Raw genomic sequence first — 19,230 nt, forward strand, 5'->3', positions numbered from 1 at the left:
CCAATCGACGACCCGATACCGGAACAGGCGGTCGCATCATGGTCGAAACAGTCGATCCCGTCGAGGTGGCCACACTCCCCCTCGCACCACGCAACCCACTGCCCTATCTCAAGCGGGTGAAGGCCACCCGGAACTATCACAGCGGGATGGAAACGCTTCGCGACGCCGGTGGCCCAGTGACCCGCTACAAGCTCGCGCCCAAGTGGATGATCCCCGAACTGGTCATCACCACATCACCGCAGGGGATTCACGATGTGCTCGATCGCCCGCACACATTCATCGAGAAGGACCTTCCCTTCTTCGATGAACAGCGGCAACTGATGGGCGGCAATCTGTTCAACCTCAAGCACAACGAGTGGTTGCCGCGTCGTCGCGCTCTTCAGCGAGTGTTCACCAAAAACCGCGTTGCCGGGTACTCCCAGTACATGGCCGAGGCGGCCGAGTACTGCTTTGACCAGTGCGACGATTCGGACGTGGCCGACCTCGACGCAATGTGCCATTCGCTGACGTTGCGGGCTCTGGGGCATTCGGTGCTCGGGCTCGGGCTCGACGACCACATCGAGGGTCTCGCGGATGCGATGAACACAACGCTGGGGTATGCAATCAGCCGCGCCGCGAGGGCGCTCAGAGCGCCGCGTTGGACGCCGACCCCCGCCCGACACCGCGCACGAACAGCCGCCGCAAATCTCCAGCTACTCGCCGCCAAGATCCTGCAGGAGTGTCGCGATGATCCCAGCCGGGAGGCACCACTGGTCCGTGCGCTGATCGATGCAACGGACCCGGAGACCGGTGCTTCACTCACGGACAAACAGATCTGTGCCGAGCTCGTCCTATTCGTGTTCGCCGGTCACGACACCACGTCGACGACGCTGACCTATTCGCTGTGGGCACTGGGACGCAATCCGGTCCTCCAGAATCGCGTCGCAGACGAGGTCGCCCAGCTCGGCAATCGTCGACTGACACCCGACGATCTGTCGGATCTGCCCTACACGGTTCGGGTGTTGCACGAGGCGCTTCGGCTGTGCCCGCCGGCACCGGCACTGTCCAGGCAGGCGGTCGCCGACGTCGACGTGGACGGTTTTCGGGTCGCAGGTGGTACTTGGTTGGCGGTGGGTATCTATGCGATGCACCGCGATCCGTCGATTTGGGATAATCCTTTGGAGTTCAACCCCGATCGGTTCGCTCCAGAGAACTTCGACGACCGCGACCGGTGGCAGTACCTGCCCTTCGGCGGGGGACCACGTGGCTGCATCGGATCTCACTTCGCAATGCTCGAAGCCACTCTTGCACTGGCCACCACCGTCGGTCGCCACCGAATCGAAGCGTTGAATGACGACTTCCCCGTGACACTTCCGTTCACGATGATCCCGAAGGGACCCATCCGCGTCCGGGTGTCCGACCGCAACCCAAGCGACAGCCGCGCAGAAAACTGACGCCCGCGCAGTCTGCGAACTGCGCGGGCGTGAGAAGGACGAGCGTTTATACGGTGTGCGCGATCAGCGGTGGTTGAACTTCGCGTCGCGCTTCTCGACGAAGGCGGCCATGCCCTCGGACTGGTCCTCGGTTGCAAACGTCGAGTGGAAGACCCTGCGCTCAAACAGAATTCCCTCGGTGAGGCCGATCTCTTGCGACCGGTTCACCGCCTGCTTGGCAAGGATCGTGATCGGCAGCGACAGTTCCGCGATGGTGTTCGCGACCGCGAGTGCGTCGTCGAGGTACGACTCGGTGGGCACCACCCGGGAGACCAGGCCAGCGCGCTCGGCCTCGTCGACCTTCATCCGGCGGCCGGTCAAGACCATGTCCATGGCCTTGGCTTTACCGATGGCGCGGGTGAGTCGCTGCGAGCCACCGATTCCGGGGATCACACCGAGGTTGATCTCCGGCTGACCGAAGACCGCGTTCTCGGCGGCAATGATGATGTCGCACATCATCGCCAGCTCGCACCCACCACCGAGGGCAAACCCGGCGACGGCCGCGACGACCGGTGTCCGAACGTTGACCAGGCCATCCCAAGCGCTGAAGAAATCCACCGCCAGCATGTCCACGTAAGACTTGTCGGCCATCTCCTTGATGTCGGCGCCGGCAGCGAATGCGCGTTCGGAACCGGTGATCAGAATCGCGCCGACCGACTGATCGATGTCATATGCCTGGGCCGCCGCGACGACCTCGTTCATCAGCTGAGAATTCAAGGCGTTCAGAGCCTTCGGGCGATTCAGGGTGATGATTCCCACCCGGCCGCGCTGCTCTGTGATGATCGTTTCGTAGTCGCTCATGCCTGGTTTCCGTTCGTCAGTTCGAGTTCTGTGGGTACCGGGGCGAAGAAGGCGTCGATGTCAGCCTTCTCGACTGCGGTGAGGCTTGGCGGTGACCACTTGGGTGACCGATCCTTGTCGATGACCTGTGCGCGAATGCCTTCGGCGAGGTCGTGATGGACGAGGAAGTGAATCGACACCCGATATTCGGTGACCAGCGCGGTCTCCAATGTGGTCGGTTGGCTGGGTCGAGCTCCGCTGCGCTCCGTCTCCGCTGCGGTGATCTCTCGCAGCGATCGCACGGTCACCTCGATCGAGGTGGGAGACTTCGCCGCAACGACATTGGCGGTGTCGTGGGCATCGGACTCGTCGTGACCGCGCAGTCGCTCGACGATCCCGACCGCGGTGTCGGCCGCAAAGGCATCATCGATCCAGCGCTTCTTGGCCAGCAGGCCCGATTCCGGCGGTTCGATGCAGAACTCGCCGATGACCTCATCCACCGACCGATGCGTCAGCGCCGAGATGAAGTCGGTGATCTTGTCCGACGGTAGGTAGTGGTCGGCGAATCCGACAGCGATGGCATCGGCGCCGTTGATCTGCGCAGCAGTCAACGCCAGGTATGTGCCGAGTTCGCCCGGGGCCTTGGCCAGCAGATACGTGCCGCCGACGTCGGGCGCAAAGCCGATTCCGACCTCAGGCATCGCCATCTTGGTGCGGTCGGTGACGATCCGGGTGTTGCCGTGCGCCGAGATACCAACCCCGCCGCCCATGACGATGCCGTCCATCAGTGCGATGTAGGGCTTCGGGTAGTGCGAGATGTAGGCGTTCAGGATGTACTCGTCGTACCAGAACTTGCCCGAGGGAGACGCGACCGCGTCGTCGAGGGTGGTCGACTGCAAGGCGTCGCGGTGGATGGCAACGATATCGCCGCCCGCGCACAGGCCCCGCTCACCGGCGCCGTCGACGACCACCGCTTCAACGGTGTCGTCATCTGCCCATTTACGGAGAGCAGCATCGATTTCAAGCACCATTTCGTGGGTGATGGCGTTGATGGCCTTGGGGCGGTTCAAGGTGATCCGGCCGATGCGGCCTTCCGTCCGGACCAGGACGGTGCTCTCGTCTGACATGACTCTCCAATGATCGAATGCGACGGCGCTCACAATACTTGCATATCCTAGTAACCTGGTCCAGGACACTCCGCCCGGGTGGGCAGGCTCACGGCGGCAGATCCCAGACCGATGGGGTCGACACGGCGATACTGTGCTGATGATGTCGCACGCAGCCTTCTATGGAGTCGTGGTGCTCAATCTCCTGTTCACATGCGGCGCGTGGACGCTGGCTCGACCGAGTCGCCCGGCGGCATTCATCTTGATCGGTGTATCTATCGCGTGGGTCCTGTTCAACGGACCGTGGGAGGGGCACGTCCTGATCCGGTTCACGCCCTCCAATGGCCTCACCGTCTCCGATTTGTTCAGCGCCGTCGGACTCGGCATCGCCCTCTACGCCCTGCGAAAGCGGCGGCGCTGGTAGATCTACGGCTGGCCGGGGTTCAGTTTGATGAACAGTCCGTCGGCCTCGGCGCACAGGGTGTCGCCGTCGTGAAGGCTGCCCTTGAGGAACACCTTCCGTCCTTCGATGCGGTCGACCCACGACCTCATCACGAGCTCTTTCCCCAGCGGGGTGATGGCGCGGTAGCTGACCGTCAGATATGCGGTCCGGGTGATCCCACCGGATCCGAGCGCGCCGGACATGCCCAATAGATCGTCGAAGGCCACCGCGACCTGGCCACCGTGGGCAGCATTGTTCCCACCGAGGTGATAGCGCCGGAATGTGATCCGCGCTTTCACGTTCTCGGCCGTGGCCTCGTCGACCTCATAGGGCGGCAACGTGATGTTGCCCCGTGCCGGCAGATCGATGCGCCCACCTGAAGGTGCGCGCCATTCGTCGATCGCCACGGCGTCCAGCCGGTCGTTCATCACCTTCAGTTCGTCGATCAGCTCATCGACGAGATCGTCAGGCGGACAAGCCGCTTTCACCCGGTCCATGAACGTACGAACCTGCTCTATGAACTCGCCGTATCGCGGACCACCGCGGGTCAGGTCGAGGTCGAACTTCGGGCGAAATCCACCCTCGTGACGCTCTTCGAGAGGCGCGTCGTCCCCAAAGGTCACGGCGGTCTCTTCTAGTGGGTTTCCCGGGGTCATGGCTACGACAGTATCGACCGGAGTCGATGAGCCGCACGCAGGCTCTTCAGCCTGCGTTGCACAGCACCGATTCGGACACTGGGACATACTTCTATCCGTGGTGTGTGAACGCGGGCCGGCCCGACAAGCGTGAGTACACCGTGAACCGATTCAGCCTGGTATCCGGCACCACGACCCAGATTGTGCGGCGGCTACAGCTCCGGGCCCTTCGCATCTATTTGGCAGCAACGACATTCCTGTACACCATCGGGCTTCTCTCCATCCTGTTCCCGTTGTCGATCAGGAAAGTCGAGGTCGCCAACCCCGCGGGCGCCATCGTCGCAGTGATCATGGGCCTATTCGGTTTGATCTATCTGCGGCGCCGGCCGGCCAATCTGCTTCCGGCAATCGTTGCCGCGATGATCGCGACCCCTGCAGTGATCGCATTCCACGTGCTCGCCGGCGCCCCGTTCGTCTGTCTGGTGGCCGCCATGTTCTTGTCGATGTACATGATCGCGTTCTTGCGACTCGCCCTCGCACGCGTACTCATTGCCGTCCTGACCGCGTCAACCGTGCTCGCGCTGGCGGTGTCGGTATCGGCCTCACCACTCACCTATTTCGCATTTGTCCTCGCCATAGTGGGCGCGGCCGAATCCTTCGGGCTGGTGACGCGCGCTCTCGTCACCATTGCATGCACCGACCCACTGACCGGACTGCCGAATCGGGCCGGCTGGGAGATTGCGACCGCCCACCAACTCGCTCGCGCACGTTCCGCACAGACAACACTGAGCATTGCCGCGCTCGACGTGGACAACTTCAAAGCCATCAACGACGCGTTCGGACATCAGGCAGGAGACCAACACCTGATCGACTTCGCCCGACAGTTGCGGTCGTCGATTCCCGAAGATGCCGTCTTCGCCCGACTCGGCGGCGACGAGTTCGCGATCTGCATCGAAGGCACGTCCGGCGCACGATCCGATGACGTGCTCACCCGGATCCGCTCACAACACATCGACACCAGTTTCGGCGCCGCCTTCGGACCTGCCGCGACCATCACCATCGCGCAATTGCTTGCCGAGGCCGACGCCGACCTCTACCGGGCCAAACGCGCCAAAGGTCCGGGAGAGCTCGAGCAGACCTCCTGATCATGGTGTGAAAATCTGCCACTACGCTCAGAACCCATGAGCGCCTCAACAGATCAGCCCTTTGATCCAACGCAGTGGAAATCGGTTGAAGGTTTCGACAACCTCACCGACATCACCTATCACCGCCACGTCGGCGAGGGTCGCCCACACGGCATCGTGCGGATCGCATTCGATCGCCCCGAGGTGCGCAACGCCTTTCGCCCCCACTCTGTCGATGAGCTGTATCGCGTCTTGGATCACGCGCGTCGGAGCCCCGACGTGGGAGTGGTCCTGCTGACCGGCAACGGCCCGAGCGAGAAGGACGGCGGCTGGGCCTTCTGCAGTGGCGGCGACCAGCGCATCCGCGGCCGCTCGGGTTATCAGTACGCGGGCGGCGACACCTCCGACACCGTCGATTCGGCCCGGGTCAAGGCCGAGGGCGGCCGGCTGCACATCCTCGAGGTGCAGCGCCTGATCCGGACCATGCCCAAAGTGGTGATCGCAGTTGTCAACGGATGGGCAGCCGGAGGTGGCCACTCACTGCACGTTGTCTGCGACCTCACCCTGGCCTCGCGCCAACACGCCCGTTTCAAGCAGACCGACGCCGATGTGGGCTCGTTCGACGCCGGATACGGCAGCGCCTACCTCGCGAAGCAGGTCGGTCAGAAGAACGCCCGCGAGATCTTCTTCCTCGGCCGCGCCTACGACGCCGAGTCGATGCAGCGGATGGGTGCCGTCAACGAAGTGGTCGATCACGCCGACCTCGAGGCGACCGCGATCGAATGGGGCAAGACCATCAACGGCAAATCCCCCACCGCTCAGCGCATGCTGAAGTTCGCGTTCAACCTCACCGACGACGGTTTGATGGGCCAACAGGTCTTCGCCGGTGAAGCCACCCGGCTGGCCTACATGACCGACGAGGCCGTCGAAGGCCGAGATGCCTTCCTGGAGAAGCGCGATCCGAACTGGGACGACTACCCGTTCTACTACTAGGACCCAACAAAAAGGCCCCGCCAGATGGCGGGGCCTTTTTGTGTTGTCGAGTGGGTCAGGCGCCGATCGGGCCTGCCAGCGTCGGCCATGAGAGGTGCAGCTGATCTTCCCAGTAGCCCCACGAGTGGGTTCCGGTCAGCGGGAAGTCGTATGTGGCCGGGATCTTCAGCTCGTTCAGGCGATCAACCAGGGCAGCGGTGCACAGACCGGTGGCGGCCTCGATGCCACCACCAACAATGATCTGGTCGATCAGAGTCTGGACGTCACCGTCGGCCCGATCGAGGGTCTCGTGCTTTCCGGGCAGGCCGGTGCCATTCGAGATGTAGAGCTTCACACCGCGCAGCTTCTCAGCGTTGAGGATCGGGTCATTCGCCGCCCAGCCCGGTCCGTCAAGCGGCCCCCACATGTTGGTCGGGTCGCCACCGCCGCGTGCGTCGACCGTGATCCGAATGTACATCTGGCCGAGATCACTGGATGTCGACGCGCAGCCGCTGTACGAGCCGACCGACTTGTAGAGTCCCGGATGCTCGATCGCCAGGTTCAGCACCGAGGTCGCGGACGACGAGATACCGGCAATGGAGTTGAGCCCTGAGGTACCGAGAGCTTCGTCGATGATGGGCGGCAATTCGTTGCCCAAGAACGTCGACCACTTGTTGCGGCCGAGCACCGGGTCGTCCTGCTGCCAGTCGGTGTAGTAGCTGAAAGCACCCGCGTTCGGGGTCACCACGTTGATGTTCTTGTCGGCAAAGAACCCGTTGATGTCGGTCCTGGCCTGCCAGTTCGCAGAATCCTCACCGCCACCGGCCCCGTTCATCAGATACAGCGTGGGCCGCGGCACCGACCGATCCTTCGGCAAGATCACCGAGATCGGAATGTTCCTGTCCATCGACGCCGAGTAGACGAGTAGATCGAGATTCTTGGGGCCGGTCGGGGTCATACCCACCAGCTTCGATCCACCGGGCGATTCGATGCCGATCTGCGGCAGGCCTTCAGCGGTGGCCGGCGACGTCACCAGTAGCGTGGTGGCAGCCATCACCGAGGTCACTGCTGCGGTCAGCGCGACGCGCGCATACCGGCGGGTCTTTCCTGTACTCATTCGGGTCACGAGGCGACATTAGCCGGAAAACGGCCGCGCGGGAAAGTAATACAGGAACACCAGGCCCGCAACCGGCCGAACCAGCTGTTCGGCGTACCGGTCCGAGCGAGCGCAACCAGCGCATTTGCTATCGCTATCCCTCCATACACTCGTCATCCGAACGGTGTCGCCCAGCCATACCACCCGGCGCCGTCATGACATTTGGGGACACAAATCAATTACCAATTTTCCAAATTGATTCCAGCTCAAAGCGATATGTCAAAACAATTCGAAAATCAGCCGCCGAAAACACATGACATATTCGAAATTCGATGACAGGGTGAAGTTGGCTCAAGTTGGTCGGGGAGTTCAAAACTGGAGCCCCCTTCGACGAGTCGTGTTCAACCAAATGAAGTCTACGAAAGGTAGAAAGCATATGGCATCGACAGACCTGTCATCCGAAATCGGACTCGGCACAATCATCGCGATCATCGGGGGCCTCCTCGGTGGCGGTGGCGAGACACCTCCAGCCGAATAGACAAGTAACACAAGCTGATTCCCCCGGGGCGCCCATTGGGGACCCCGGGGGTTCGCTTTCCGACACGTCGGCAGCCAAACCTGGGAGCACCACTCAATCGTGTGGTCGGCGAATCTCCGTGAGACCCTCAGCGGCTAGACGTCGCATGGATAATTGAGGTCCGTCGATATCGACAAGACCGTCGCGTCGATTACCTCCAGCCAATTCGCAGCGATATTCCGTTTGCCAGCATGGGATTATCGCCGCGAGACAGCGTATCCCCGCTCCTCAGCACGCCGATTCTCCATCAGTAAATTGATTGAATCAGTGACACCGCTGTTCAACCGCAAGACCAGGCCGCAACGATTCGTCAAGGAAAGTCTGCACACACCCGGCGAACAACGTGGTCAGGAGCGGATCCGGACGGTCGCCACCCGAAACCGCTCATTTCGGACACACGATCTCGAGTCGGTAACGGTGACGGGGCAGCCCCCGAGTTCAGCAGGACGGCAAGCAGGCCGACCCTCTGGCAGCACACCAGCGCGGCAACTTCTCCGAACCGCGATCAACGCCCGCCGCCACCATCAATGCCCGTCGTTCGCGATTACGAATTCTATTTGGACGATGGACATTTGGAGAGATGTCATCCGAACGAATCAAATGTGGACGCCTTCAGCGGTCACTGATGCTGCGACCCAGAGGTCTTCGCCAGCAAAAATCGGACTTGTGAGCGCAGAGCTCCAGATATTCTCCGTCGCACAGCTTTTCAATGAACTTGACGATCATCTAATTGGGATGAGGTTTTGTTCCGCTAAAGAAGGAGATTCGAATTCATTGGGCGCAGTTGGGAATTCATTCAGCGGCTTTTTCAAAAAGTCCTTGCGATCAATCTGAATGTGTCAATCTGATCACGACTCGCCTGGTCGGGGATCAAGAAGCGTTACCTAAGCCAACGGGTCGCAGTAAGTAATCACAACATAGGGAGAAACCATGCTCGCTTCATCGCAGGACATCACAACCTTGTTCCCCCAGCTGCTCGAGTTCCTCGGTGGCCTCATCAACGGCCTCATCAGCGGCAGCGCGGCCTAGAGACCCAGCGCGAAAGGTTTGATTGTACGTCCCTGAGGTGCCCTGATGGCACCTCAGGGACGTGCGATGGGCAATATCAGAAATTCCGAGTTCCGCCCGGCCGGCCGGCGCCAATGTACCTTTCTGACGAAAGGTGATTAACCGCTGCGCGAATGGCATTGCTAGCCTGGTTCATTATCCAGGCGTATTCGGCGGCTGTGGGAATATGACGTCGAAAAGGAATTCAATGACCTCATCGAATATGGGTTCGCTTGCATAGTTCCGTACCCCGCGCTGCTGGGCCTCAGGGACGTGTGGTGCCTTGACGAAGAATTCGGACAGAGCCCTGACGACGGTATTGAAGCCGCATGTGCGCGCATTCCGTGGTCCCCTTCTTCTACTACTACTTCTGCAGGTGACTGCTGCAGGAACAACACTGTTGCTGCCCAATCTCAACGGCCGCCTCATCGATGAAGGCATCGCCCAAGCCGACATGGACGCGATCCGCACCATCGGTGGCGCCATGCTCGCACTCGCATTCATGAACCTCTGCGTGTCCGTACTGGCGACGATCCTGGGTTCATATATTTCGACCAGCATCGGTCGCGACATCCGCAACCAGACCTACGCGCGGGTCCAGAGTTTCGCCGACACCGACCTCCACCGGTTCGGAATCCCGTCCCTCATCACCCGCAGCACCAACGACATCAACCAGCTACAGATGATGGTCTTCATCGTGATGACCATCCTCGCCACCGCCCCGATCCTGGTGATCGGTGGAACCGTGATGGCCTTGAGTGAGAACTACCGGCTGGCGCCTCTGATCGTGCTCGTCGCCGCGGCGCTCACCGCGATGGTGGTCGTCATCGTGCGCAAACTGATCCCGCACTACGAGAAATTGCAGATGTCCGTGGACCGGGTCGGACGAGTGCTCCGCGAGCAGCTCACCGGCATCCGCGTCATCCGGTCGTTCGGCCGCGAAGACCTCGAGACCTCACGCTTCGCGACGGCCAACACCGATCTGACGAAGACCGCGTGGAGTATCGGCTCGCTGCAGGCCTTGCTGTTGCCCAGCATCATCTTGATCGCCAACATCGGCGCCGCCGCGGTGATCGGTGTCGGAGCCATCCTGGTCGACAACAATTCGATGCAGGTCGGCGGGATCATCGCATTCGTCGGATATCTCACGCAGATCGTCATCGGTCTCTCCATCGGCGCCGCCATGGTTGCACTGCTCCCCAGGGCGAAGGTGAGCGCTCGCCGAATCCATGACGTGCTCGGCACAGAGCCGTCGGTGAAAGATCCGATCGCCGGCCGTCTCCCGGTCTCCCGGACGGGACACGTCAAACTCGAGGATGTCGGTTTCCGCTACCCCGGTGCGCAGCATGCAGTCCTGAGCGACATCAGCCTCGAATGCCAACCTGGCACCCTCACCGCAGTGCTGGGGGGAACCGGGGACGGTAAGAGCACACTGCTCGGGCTCATCTCTCGGTTCAGCGACGTCACCTCCGGGCAGATCTTGATCGATGACATCGACGTACGCGAGCGTCATCGATCTGAGCTCTATGAAGACATTTCCTACGTGTCCCAGGTGCCTTCCCTGCTGTCGGGCACTCTCGAATCGAATCTGCGTCTGGGCAATCCGGAAGCGAGCGACGACGATCTACGGTCGGCCCTGGAGGTCGCCTGCGCAATCGACTTCGTGTTCTCACACGAAGACGGCCTCGACCAGCGGGTGCAGCACGCCGGCAAGAACTTCTCCGGCGGCCAGCGCCAACGTCTGGCGCTCGCACAAGCCGTCGTCGCCAAACCGCGCTTGCTGTTGCTCGACGACCCCTTCTCTGCACTGGACCCCGAGATCGAGAGCATCGTGAAACATCGCCTCCGACAGGAACTTGCGGATGCAGTCATCATCTTGACCGCGCAACGCGTGTCGTCGGCGCGCGGCGCGGACACGATCGTCGTCTTGACGGACGGTCGTATCGAGGCTCAAGGGACCCACGACGAACTGACCGCCGAGAGCTCGGTGTACCGCGAGATCCTCGACTCACAGGCGGCACTGCGATGAACCTGAAGTGGTTGTTGGCCAGGCTCGCCCACGAACGACGGAAGCTGATCGTCGTGGGTCTGGTGGCGCTGACCAATGTTGTGACACTCATCGCGGCCCCGCTGATCCTGGCCGGCATCATCAATCAGATCTTCTCCGGCGCAATCGGTATGACCCTTCCGGATGGTCTGACCACCGACGAAGCCGTCGCCCAACTACGTTCCGATGGTCAAGGTGACTACGCCGACGTCGTCCAGGGGGCCGATGCGGTGCCGGGCGTGGGTATCGCCTTCGACACCGTGTGGAAACTGCTCGCTGTACTTGTCGTCGTGTATGCGATCGGCTCCCTGGGCAATTGGGTCCAGGCATCGACGGTCAACGGCATCACACAGCGCGCGATGAATCGGATGCGGGCCGACATCGAGGCGCATATCCATCGGCTGCCGGTCGCCTACTTCGACACCGCCACACGCGGACAGATGCTGACCAAGGTCACCTCCGACATCGACAACGTCTCATCAGTGTTCAGCCCGCTGTTCGTGAAGTTGCCGGGGGCCGTACTGACAATGGTCGCGTTGCTGGTGGTGATGCCGATCATCTCGTGGCAGCTGAGTTTGGTTGTGCTGGCGTCCATTCCACTCATCGTCACGTTCGGCGTACTGATCGCGAAACGGGCCAGGCCCCACTTCCAGGACCAGTGGGAGGCCACCACCAACCTGACCACGCACATCGACGAGAGCTATGCGCAGCTACACACTCTGCGGGTCTACGGGGCGCAGGAACGGGCACGTGAAGACTTCGAAGGGATCACCGACGGACTGGCGCGATCGTCACGTAGCGCACAATCCTATTCCGGCTCGATTCTCCCGGTGCTGCAGGCGATCACAACACTGAGCTATCTCACCGTTGCGGTGGTCGGAGCAGTCCAGGTCCTTGCGGGTTCGCTCAATGTCGGACAGGTTCAGGCCTTCGTCTCGTTTTCACGCATGTTCAGTCAACCCATCAACGACCTGACCGCCATGATGAGTCAACTCCAGTCGGGGTTGGTGTCGCTGGGTCGAGTGCGGTCGCTGCTCGAAGAACCCACCGAGGATGTCCCCGCAGTCGACGAAGTGATGCCAGAACACGTCGGCCGCCATACCGAACCTCCGGCAATCGATTTCGACACGGTGCGGTTCGGGTATCGCCAGTCATCGGACGATGAGAACCGGACGGTCGACGTCATCGAAGACCTCTCACTCCACATCGACGCCGGATCCACGGTTGCGATCGTGGGACCGACCGGAGCGGGAAAGACGACCCTCACCAATCTTGTTCTACGCCTCTATGATCCGTCGTCCGGGTCGGTGAAACTCAATGACCGCCCGCTCGAGGAGACGCCACGGTCATTCGTTCGCAACCAATCCGCCATCGTCACCCAGGACCGCTGGGTTTTCACCGGAACCATCGCCGACAACATCGCATTCGGCCGCCCCTCCGCCACCCGGGCTGCCATCGAACAAGCTGCCCGCGACAGCCACGTCGCGCAGTTCGTCGACGCCCTTCCAGGCGGATACGACACCGTCATCGGCGATGGCGGCACCACGCTGAGCGAGGGTCAACTCCAGCTCATCACCATCGCCCGCGCGATGATCGCCGAGCCGCGGATCCTGGTCCTCGACGAGGCCACCAGCGCCGTCGACTCCCGCACCGAACTCCTCATCGCCCGCGCATTGGAGACCCTCCAGGATCGGACCACCACAATCGTTGTCGCACATCGGCTCTCGACCATCCGCGAAGCGGACAGCATTGCCGTCGTCGAGCACGGCGTGGTGACCGAACAGGGCACCCACGCCGAACTCCTCAACCAAGAAGGTCGCTACGCCATCATGTACAAATCCCAGTTCGAGTAGCCGCTCGCTGTTCTCACGCTCGCTCGGCCTGCAGAGCGAGCGTGAGTGAGAACAGTGAGCAAGGGCAGTTGTCCCCATTTTCCAGGCTCATCCACAGGTCGAGCGGAACTGGGCTCACCCACCCAGCGTCCGTCGAAGCAGATCCCCATGATCATCGCATGGGGGATTTCACCGAGGACAACGATGGCCTGATCTGGCGCTCGACGGCAACAGCGCAGGGGCATAGCGACCAGGAGATCAAGCGCGCAGTACACAGTGGACAACTGCGCCGCATCTGGCCGGGTGTGTACGTATCGACCGTTCACCGATTCACGCCGGACGGGCTGGCACGCCTGCGTGTCGTCGCCGCGGTACGCAGTTGGGGCGAGGCCATGCCTGTTTCGCACCAATCCGCCGCCCTGCTACATCGCCTGCCGTTGCTGCAATCTTCGTACGACAGAGTGCATCTGACCAACGGGCGCGACGGTGGAGGACGTATCGAACCCCGACGGCACGTGCACTCGGGACTATTACTGCCCGGCGACCTCACCGAAGCCGATGGCCTGGCGGTTACCACAATCGAACGTACTGCTGTCGATACCGCTCAGGCGGGAACGTTCGCGCAGGGTTTGGCCGCATTCGACGGCGCACTGCGGCTCGACGCCGACCGCGAGCAGCTCACCACTTTGATCGACGGCCGACGCGGTAAACGCGGTGTCGGAGGCGCCCGGCGCGCTCTCGCCTGTGCGAATCCCTTGTCGGAGAGCGTCGGCGAGTCGTGGAGTCGCGCCCAGATGCTTGCGTGCCCCGACATTCCCGCGCCCCGCCTGCAGCACCGTTTCTACTCTGCGGACGGAAGATTCGTCGCCCGCACCGACTTCGACTGGGACGGACGGCTCGTCGGCGAGTTCGACGGCCTGATGAAATACGGTGGTGGATCGATGAAGCCCAGTCAGACTGCCACCGACGTGGTCATCGCCGAGAAGATCCGAGAAGATCGCCTGCGCCGGATGGGAATAGAGGTGGTCCGATGGGTATGGGCCGACCTCGTCAACGGCACCCTGCCGGCGATTCTGCGCCACGCGTTGGTCCGCGCAGGACTACGTTGACCTTCTCGCTCACCGTTCTCACGCTCGCGCGGCCTGCAGACCTCGCGAGCGTGAGAAAACTGAGCGGCAATCAGATCAGCTGGTGAGTTCTTTGAGTTGACGGATCTGGTCGACGCGAGCCTCGTGAGTCGGGGCCGGTGAGCCGACGAGCAGCATGCTCAGGCCTGCCTCGTCGAATGCGGCGAGACGCTCTTTGACGTAGCTCACCGGACCGATCAGCGACATACCGGAAGCGAGCTCGTCCGGGATCGCTGCGGCCGCTTCGGCCTTCTTTCCATCGAGGTAGAGGTCCTGGACCTTCTTGGCGGCATCGGCGTATCCGTAGCGGACGGCGAGGTCGTTGTAGAAGTTCTTGCCACGGGCACCCATGCCGCCGATGTACAGCGCGGAGTGGTGTTTGACCAGTTCGAGAGCGTTCTTCTGCTTTTCTTTGTCGTCGGTGATCAACGCGGTGACGGTGGCCGAGACCCCCAGCTTGCCGAGTGAGGGGTCGCGCTTGGCGTTGCCCTTGGCCAGCGACTCACCGAAAACCGAGGTCAGGTGCTCGGGATGCAGGAAGATGGGCTGCCATTCCTCGAACAACTCGGCCGCGAGCTCCACGTTCTTGGGGCCGATGGCGGCGAGCAGCATCGGGATCCGTTCGCGCACGGGATGGTTGATGATCTTGAGCGGCTTGCCCAGTCCGGTGCCGCCGTCTTCCTTGGAGAAGGGCAGTTTGTAGTACTTGCCGTTGTACACGGTCCGTTCACGACGCCAGACCATCCGGCAGATCTCGGCGGTCTCGCGCGCGCGGCCGACCGGGGCGTCGTACTTCACGCCGTGAAAACCCTCGATGACCTGCGGTCCGGATGCGCCGATGCCCATCACGAAGCGGCCGTTCGAGATGTAGTCGAGGCCTGCGGCGGTCATTGCGAGGTTGGTCGGCGTCCGCGTGTACATCGGCAAGATGCCGGTGGCGAGTTCCAGAGTCGTGGTCTTGGCTGCGATGAAACCGAGCTGACTGACCGCGTCGAAGCTATACGCTTCCGGGACCGTGATCCGATCAAGCCCAACCTTTTCGAAGTCGACCAGATTATTGATCGTCTCGGCAAAATCTCCCGAGTAGTTGATGCCCATACCGATCTTCATATATGTCCTCCCAAGGGCCGCGCAGATCTACGAGACAGGTTTCGAAAAGTGTGTCACATCACCCTGAACCAGCATCTGTCACGCCCCCGCGAGTGGTCCGAAGATGAACAATGAATGAACATATTTGTGGAGCGAACCTAACTGCTGGTCAAGTCGGGTTTCTAACAGATGACCGTTTAGGAAATTCGGCCCGCTCGACCGCAGAATATTCAGCATGAGCGCAGAAATGTTGATCCTCGTGCTGCTCGTCATCACCGCACTTGGATTCGACTTCACCAACGGCTTTCATGACACAGGAAACGCGATGGCAACGTCCATCGCAACTGGTGCTCTCAAACCCAAGACCGCGGTGACAATCGCCGCCATCCTGAACCTGGTCGGCGCGTTCCTCTCGGTCAAGGTCGCTGCCACGATCACCAAGGATGTGCTGAAGATCCAGCAGACCAGCGGTGACGATACCGGTGATCTGATCGGTGGCCTCGACGCCCAGAAGGCCATGCTCATCATCTTCGCCGGCCTCGTCGGCGGCATCCTGTGGAACGTCTTCACATGGTTGTTCGGACTTCCCTCCAGCTCTTCCCACGCACTGTTCGGCGGTTTGATCGGCGCAGGCATCGCCGCGCTCGGCTCGTCCGGGGTCAATTGGGAGGGTCTGACCAAGAAGATCCTCATCCCGGGCCTGCTGGCTCCGGTCATCGCGTGCATCGTGGCCGCCAGCGGTACCTACCTCATCTACAAGCTCACCAAGACGGTCGCCGACAGCAAAAAGGCGCAGGGATTCCGGGTCGGCCAGGTTGCGACCGCATCGCTGGTCGCGCTCGCCCATGGCACCGGTGACGCCCAGAAGACCATGGGTGTGATCGCCATGGCGATGATCGCAGGCGGACACCTCGACGCCTCGAGCGTGGAGCATGGTCTGCCGTTCTGGATCGTGTTCAGCTGTGCCACCGCCATCGCGCTGGGCACCTACCTCGGCGGCTGGCGCATCATCCGCACCCTGGGCAAGGGTCTCGTCGAGATCGAATCGCCGCAGGGCATGGCGGCCGAGGCATCATCGGCAGCCATCATCCTGACGTCGAGTGCCGCCGGTATGGCGCTGTCGACCACGCAGGTGGCCACCGGATCGATCCTCGGCTCCGGCATCGGCAAGAAGGGCGCCTCGGTGCGCTGGTCGGTTGCCGGACGGATGGCCACGGCCTGGATCTTCACGCTTCCGGCGGCCGGGCTGATGGGCGCGGTGTCGTTCGCGATCGCCAACATGACCGGTGGCGCGGCAGGTGCGATCGTCATCTTCGCGATCCTCGTCGTCGCGTGCGGCTACATGTACTGGCGCGCACAACAGCAGAAGGTCGACAGCCACAACGTCAACGCCGATTGGGACGAGACCACCGACAGTGTGATCCCGGCCGAGCTCGCGGTCGCGGAATCCGGCGACGCGGCCGTCACCGCCCAGAAGCAGGCGAACATCCCGGTGGCGATCATCGACGACGCACATGCAGCCGCTTCCCCCGGACCGTTCAGCCAGAAGGAAGGGGTCTGAGGCGATGGGAACCTTCGAATCGATCCTCAGGGTTCTTGTTGTCGGCCTCGTCCTCGGCGCCGGGTTGCCCGCCGTCTACGCGATCGGTATCCGTCTCTACGCCGCCGGATCGAGCGAGGTGCAGACCGACGGGACGCTGACACCATCGAATCCGCTGCTGAAGGGGATCGCATACTTTCTGTTCGCGATCATCGCAGCGGTCATTCTGGTCGGCATCCTGTGGATCACACGCGGGACAATCGACTACTACTTCGGCATCAACCTGTTTCCGTTTGTAGAGAGCTGATCAGATCGGGTGTTGGTGATCGAGATCAGTAAAATCGGGTGAGCCCGGGCAGTCTGGAAGAGGCTGCCGGGGACCGCCTCGAGTTGCGAAGGAGGCGAAAATGGATCGGCCGCAATTTCTCACCAGAGTTGTCAGTTGGCTTCGCGAGGGTTATCCCAATGGTGTCCCGTCCAGCGACTACGTACCCCTGTTCGCACTGCTTCGCAGGCAACTGTCCGAAGAAGAGGTCACGTCGGTCTCCCGCGAGCTGATCGGTAGCGGCCAGATCGCCGACAAACGGCCTGGGCCGATCACCTCCATCGACGCCGGGGTCCTCATCACCAAGATCACCGACGAGCTGCCCCTCGAAGCCGATGTGGAACGTATCCGCAAGCACCTCGAGTCCAAGGGCTGGCCGTTCGATCCCAACCCCCTGACCGACCCGGCCGGCAATTCCGAAACCGGTGAGTGAACCGCGGGTTCTGCAACCCCTGCCGCTATCGGCCACACCCGATATCGGAGCGCTGACCGATCTGTTGGCGGGGTCGGCAAGCTACCTGCCGGTCCCGGCCGCCGACCCCACCGAAACCGCCCGGCTGTGCACTGCGCTGGGTGCCGGAGAGCCCATCGACCCCGATGTCGCTCTGGTGGTCGCGACGTCCGGCACCACCGGAACACCTAAGGGTGCAATGCATTCCGCGGGGTCACTGATCGCATCCATTGACGCCACTCACGAATATCTCGGCGGCGAAGGCGGGTGGCTGCTTGCCCTGCCCCCGCATCACATCGCGGGACTGCAGGTGCTCCTCCGATCCATCGGGTCCGGATTCGCCCCGGTCACCATGGACGTGTCGACCGGCTTCGACGCTGACGCACTGGTGGACGCGATCGCCTCGATGACGTCGACGAGGCGCTACACCTCGCTGGTGCCAACCCAATTGGTGAAAGTCCTGGAACACCGGGGCGCGACCGCCGCCCTTGGCGAGGTCGACGCGGTACTCGTCGGCGGTGCGGCAACCCCGGCGCCTTTGCGCCGCAGGGCAATCGAAGCAGGCATACCCATCGTCCAGACCTACGGCATGAGCGAGACCTGTGGCGGTTGCGTCTACGACGGCACGCCCCTACGCGGGGTCGAGACCCGCATCGACGGCACACCGCAAGGCCGGGTCATCCTGCGCGGCCCGATGATTGCGGCGGGCTACCGCGGGCTACCCGACCACCCGGCGTTCGCCGAGCCCGGATGGTTCCGGACCGACGATCTGGGCCGGGTCGACGAGCATGGCTTGCTCACCATCATCGGCCGGGCAGATGAGGCGATCACCACGGGCGGTCTGACCATCGTTCCGCAGGTGGTAGAGGCCGTACTGCTGGCCGATCCGGCAATCAGCGAGTGCGCTGTACTCGGATTGCCCGACGACCGTCTCGGCGAGAAGGTGGTCGCCGCGGTTGTCGCCGCACGGGGCGCTCAGATCAATCCAGAATCTGTGAAAGCCTTTGCCGCCCAACAGCTTGATCGAACAGCGGTACCGCGCGAAGTACATGTCGTCGACGAACTTCCCAAGCGGGGCCCTGGCAAGATCGATCGCGCCGCGTTGCGCGCACTCCTGCGCCGATAGCCTCGGTCGCCCGCTCCGGGTATAGGAATGCGAAATATCGGGTAGTCGACTACCCGAGACCTGCACACCCCACACAAAGCAGGCTGTCATCAAGCACTCGTCAGAACCGAAAGGCCGTCGACATGACTTCCATCAGCCTCACCCGAAGAGCGGTCGTTCGGTCGACGGCGTACTGCAAGGTCGATGACAGCAGCGGTCCGATCACGCCTGGCGATCTACTCATCCCGTCCACCGCCACGTTCGGCCACGCCATGAGAGCCGCTCACGCAAACAATGATTCGGCGGTCATCGGTGAGGCCCTCGCCCCATTCGACGGCGGGTGCGGTTTGATTCGCATTGCCGTCACCGCCGAACAAGCTGCTGTGATGCGGGAGCAGGTCATCAGGACAAAACGACGAAGGAATCTGTTCTACCGACTCCTCAACCACCACCGAATACATGG

General features: G+C 62.1%; 17 protein-coding genes. 11 read left to right on the forward strand and 6 right to left on the reverse strand.

Annotation, left to right across the window (positions count from 1 at the left end; all coding sequences use genetic code 11):
- The first annotated feature begins 38 nt into the window (after positions 1-38).
- Positions 39-1,433 carry a cytochrome P450 gene (locus tag AC1TQG_RS04390; RefSeq protein ID WP_482135711.1) on the forward strand — a complete coding sequence of 465 codons (1,395 nt, stop codon included), beginning with the start codon at positions 39-41 and terminating at the stop codon, positions 1,431-1,433.
- 63 nt (positions 1,434-1,496) lie between these two features.
- Here the strand turns inward: AC1TQG_RS04390 and AC1TQG_RS04395 are convergent, their stop codons facing one another.
- Together AC1TQG_RS04395 and AC1TQG_RS04400 are read right to left on the reverse strand one after the other, a co-directional pair.
- Positions 1,497-2,273 (reverse strand): enoyl-CoA hydratase, encoded by a 777-nt coding sequence (locus AC1TQG_RS04395; RefSeq protein ID WP_482135712.1) that lies wholly within the window; start codon positions 2,271-2,273, stop codon positions 1,497-1,499.
- Positions 2,270-3,379 (reverse strand): enoyl-CoA hydratase/isomerase family protein, encoded by a 1,110-nt coding sequence (locus tag AC1TQG_RS04400; RefSeq protein WP_482135713.1) that lies wholly within the window; start codon positions 3,377-3,379, stop codon positions 2,270-2,272. The genes AC1TQG_RS04395 and AC1TQG_RS04400 overlap by 4 nt, the downstream gene beginning before the upstream one ends.
- A 139-nt stretch (positions 3,380-3,518) precedes the next feature.
- Between AC1TQG_RS04400 and AC1TQG_RS04405 the strand changes: the two genes are divergently transcribed.
- Positions 3,519-3,782, forward strand: a complete 264-nt coding sequence (locus AC1TQG_RS04405) for a hypothetical protein (RefSeq protein ID WP_482135714.1) — start codon at positions 3,519-3,521, stop codon at positions 3,780-3,782.
- A gap of 2 nt (positions 3,783-3,784) precedes the next feature.
- Here the strand turns inward: AC1TQG_RS04405 and AC1TQG_RS04410 are convergent, their stop codons facing one another.
- Positions 3,785-4,456: a PaaI family thioesterase gene (locus AC1TQG_RS04410; protein WP_482135715.1), complete on the reverse strand. Its 672-nt coding sequence runs from the start codon at positions 4,454-4,456 to the stop codon at positions 3,785-3,787.
- Between the two features lie 26 nt (positions 4,457-4,482).
- Between AC1TQG_RS04410 and AC1TQG_RS04415 the strand changes: the two genes are divergently transcribed.
- Both AC1TQG_RS04415 and AC1TQG_RS04420 read left to right on the forward strand, forming a co-directional pair.
- Positions 4,483-5,580, forward strand: a complete 1,098-nt coding sequence (locus AC1TQG_RS04415; RefSeq protein ID WP_482135716.1) for a GGDEF domain-containing protein — start codon at positions 4,483-4,485, stop codon at positions 5,578-5,580.
- Positions 5,581-5,616: 36 nt separating this feature from the next.
- Complete coding sequence (locus tag AC1TQG_RS04420) at positions 5,617-6,552, forward strand: 1,4-dihydroxy-2-naphthoyl-CoA synthase (RefSeq protein ID WP_482135717.1); 936 nt, start codon at positions 5,617-5,619, stop codon at positions 6,550-6,552.
- A gap of 55 nt (positions 6,553-6,607) precedes the next feature.
- Here AC1TQG_RS04420 and AC1TQG_RS04425 read toward each other — a convergent pair whose 3' ends face one another.
- A complete protein-coding gene (locus AC1TQG_RS04425) occupies positions 6,608-7,648 on the reverse strand; it encodes an alpha/beta hydrolase (protein ID WP_482135718.1) in 1,041 nt (346 codons plus the stop codon).
- Positions 7,649-9,582: 1,934 nt separating this feature from the next.
- On the opposite strand from AC1TQG_RS04425, the gene AC1TQG_RS04430 reads away from it, so the two are divergent.
- The 3 genes from AC1TQG_RS04430 (at position 9,583) to AC1TQG_RS04440 (ending at position 14,239) form a co-directional block, all read left to right on the forward strand.
- On the forward strand, positions 9,583-11,280 hold the full coding sequence (locus tag AC1TQG_RS04430) for an ABC transporter ATP-binding protein (protein WP_482137256.1): 1,698 nt from the start codon (positions 9,583-9,585) through the stop codon (positions 11,278-11,280).
- A complete protein-coding gene (locus tag AC1TQG_RS04435) occupies positions 11,277-13,151 on the forward strand; it encodes an ABC transporter ATP-binding protein (RefSeq protein WP_482135719.1) in 1,875 nt (624 codons plus the stop codon). Before AC1TQG_RS04430 ends, AC1TQG_RS04435 begins: the two co-directional genes overlap by 4 nt.
- A gap of 158 nt (positions 13,152-13,309) precedes the next feature.
- Complete coding sequence (locus tag AC1TQG_RS04440; RefSeq protein ID WP_482135720.1) at positions 13,310-14,239, forward strand: hypothetical protein; 930 nt, start codon at positions 13,310-13,312, stop codon at positions 14,237-14,239.
- A gap of 75 nt (positions 14,240-14,314) precedes the next feature.
- Here AC1TQG_RS04440 and AC1TQG_RS04445 read toward each other — a convergent pair whose 3' ends face one another.
- A complete protein-coding gene (locus AC1TQG_RS04445) occupies positions 14,315-15,367 on the reverse strand; it encodes an LLM class F420-dependent oxidoreductase (RefSeq protein ID WP_482135721.1) in 1,053 nt (350 codons plus the stop codon).
- A gap of 214 nt (positions 15,368-15,581) precedes the next feature.
- Here AC1TQG_RS04445 and AC1TQG_RS04450 point away from each other — a divergent pair, with 214 nt between their 5' ends.
- The 4 genes from AC1TQG_RS04450 (at position 15,582) to menE (ending at position 18,788) form a co-directional block, all read left to right on the forward strand.
- Complete coding sequence (locus AC1TQG_RS04450; protein ID WP_482135722.1) at positions 15,582-16,907, forward strand: inorganic phosphate transporter; 1,326 nt, start codon at positions 15,582-15,584, stop codon at positions 16,905-16,907.
- 4 nt (positions 16,908-16,911) lie between these two features.
- The gene (locus AC1TQG_RS04455; RefSeq protein ID WP_482135723.1) at positions 16,912-17,193 is read left to right on the forward strand and encodes a hypothetical protein; all 282 of its coding nucleotides are present in this window, start codon (positions 16,912-16,914) and stop codon (positions 17,191-17,193) included.
- 100 nt (positions 17,194-17,293) lie between these two features.
- Entirely contained in the window at positions 17,294-17,644 is a 351-nt protein-coding gene (locus AC1TQG_RS04460; RefSeq protein ID WP_482135724.1) for a DUF3349 domain-containing protein, read from the forward strand.
- The gene (menE, locus tag AC1TQG_RS04465; RefSeq protein ID WP_482135725.1) at positions 17,637-18,788 is read left to right on the forward strand and encodes an o-succinylbenzoate--CoA ligase; all 1,152 of its coding nucleotides are present in this window, start codon (positions 17,637-17,639) and stop codon (positions 18,786-18,788) included. The genes AC1TQG_RS04460 and menE overlap by 8 nt, the downstream gene beginning before the upstream one ends.
- Positions 18,789-19,003: 215 nt before the next feature.
- Here menE and AC1TQG_RS04470 read toward each other — a convergent pair whose 3' ends face one another.
- A complete protein-coding gene (locus tag AC1TQG_RS04470; protein ID WP_482135726.1) occupies positions 19,004-19,228 on the reverse strand; it encodes a hypothetical protein in 225 nt (74 codons plus the stop codon).
- Positions 19,229-19,230: the final 2 nt, after the last annotated feature.

Source organism: Williamsia sp. Y844 (genome assembly GCF_056786475.1).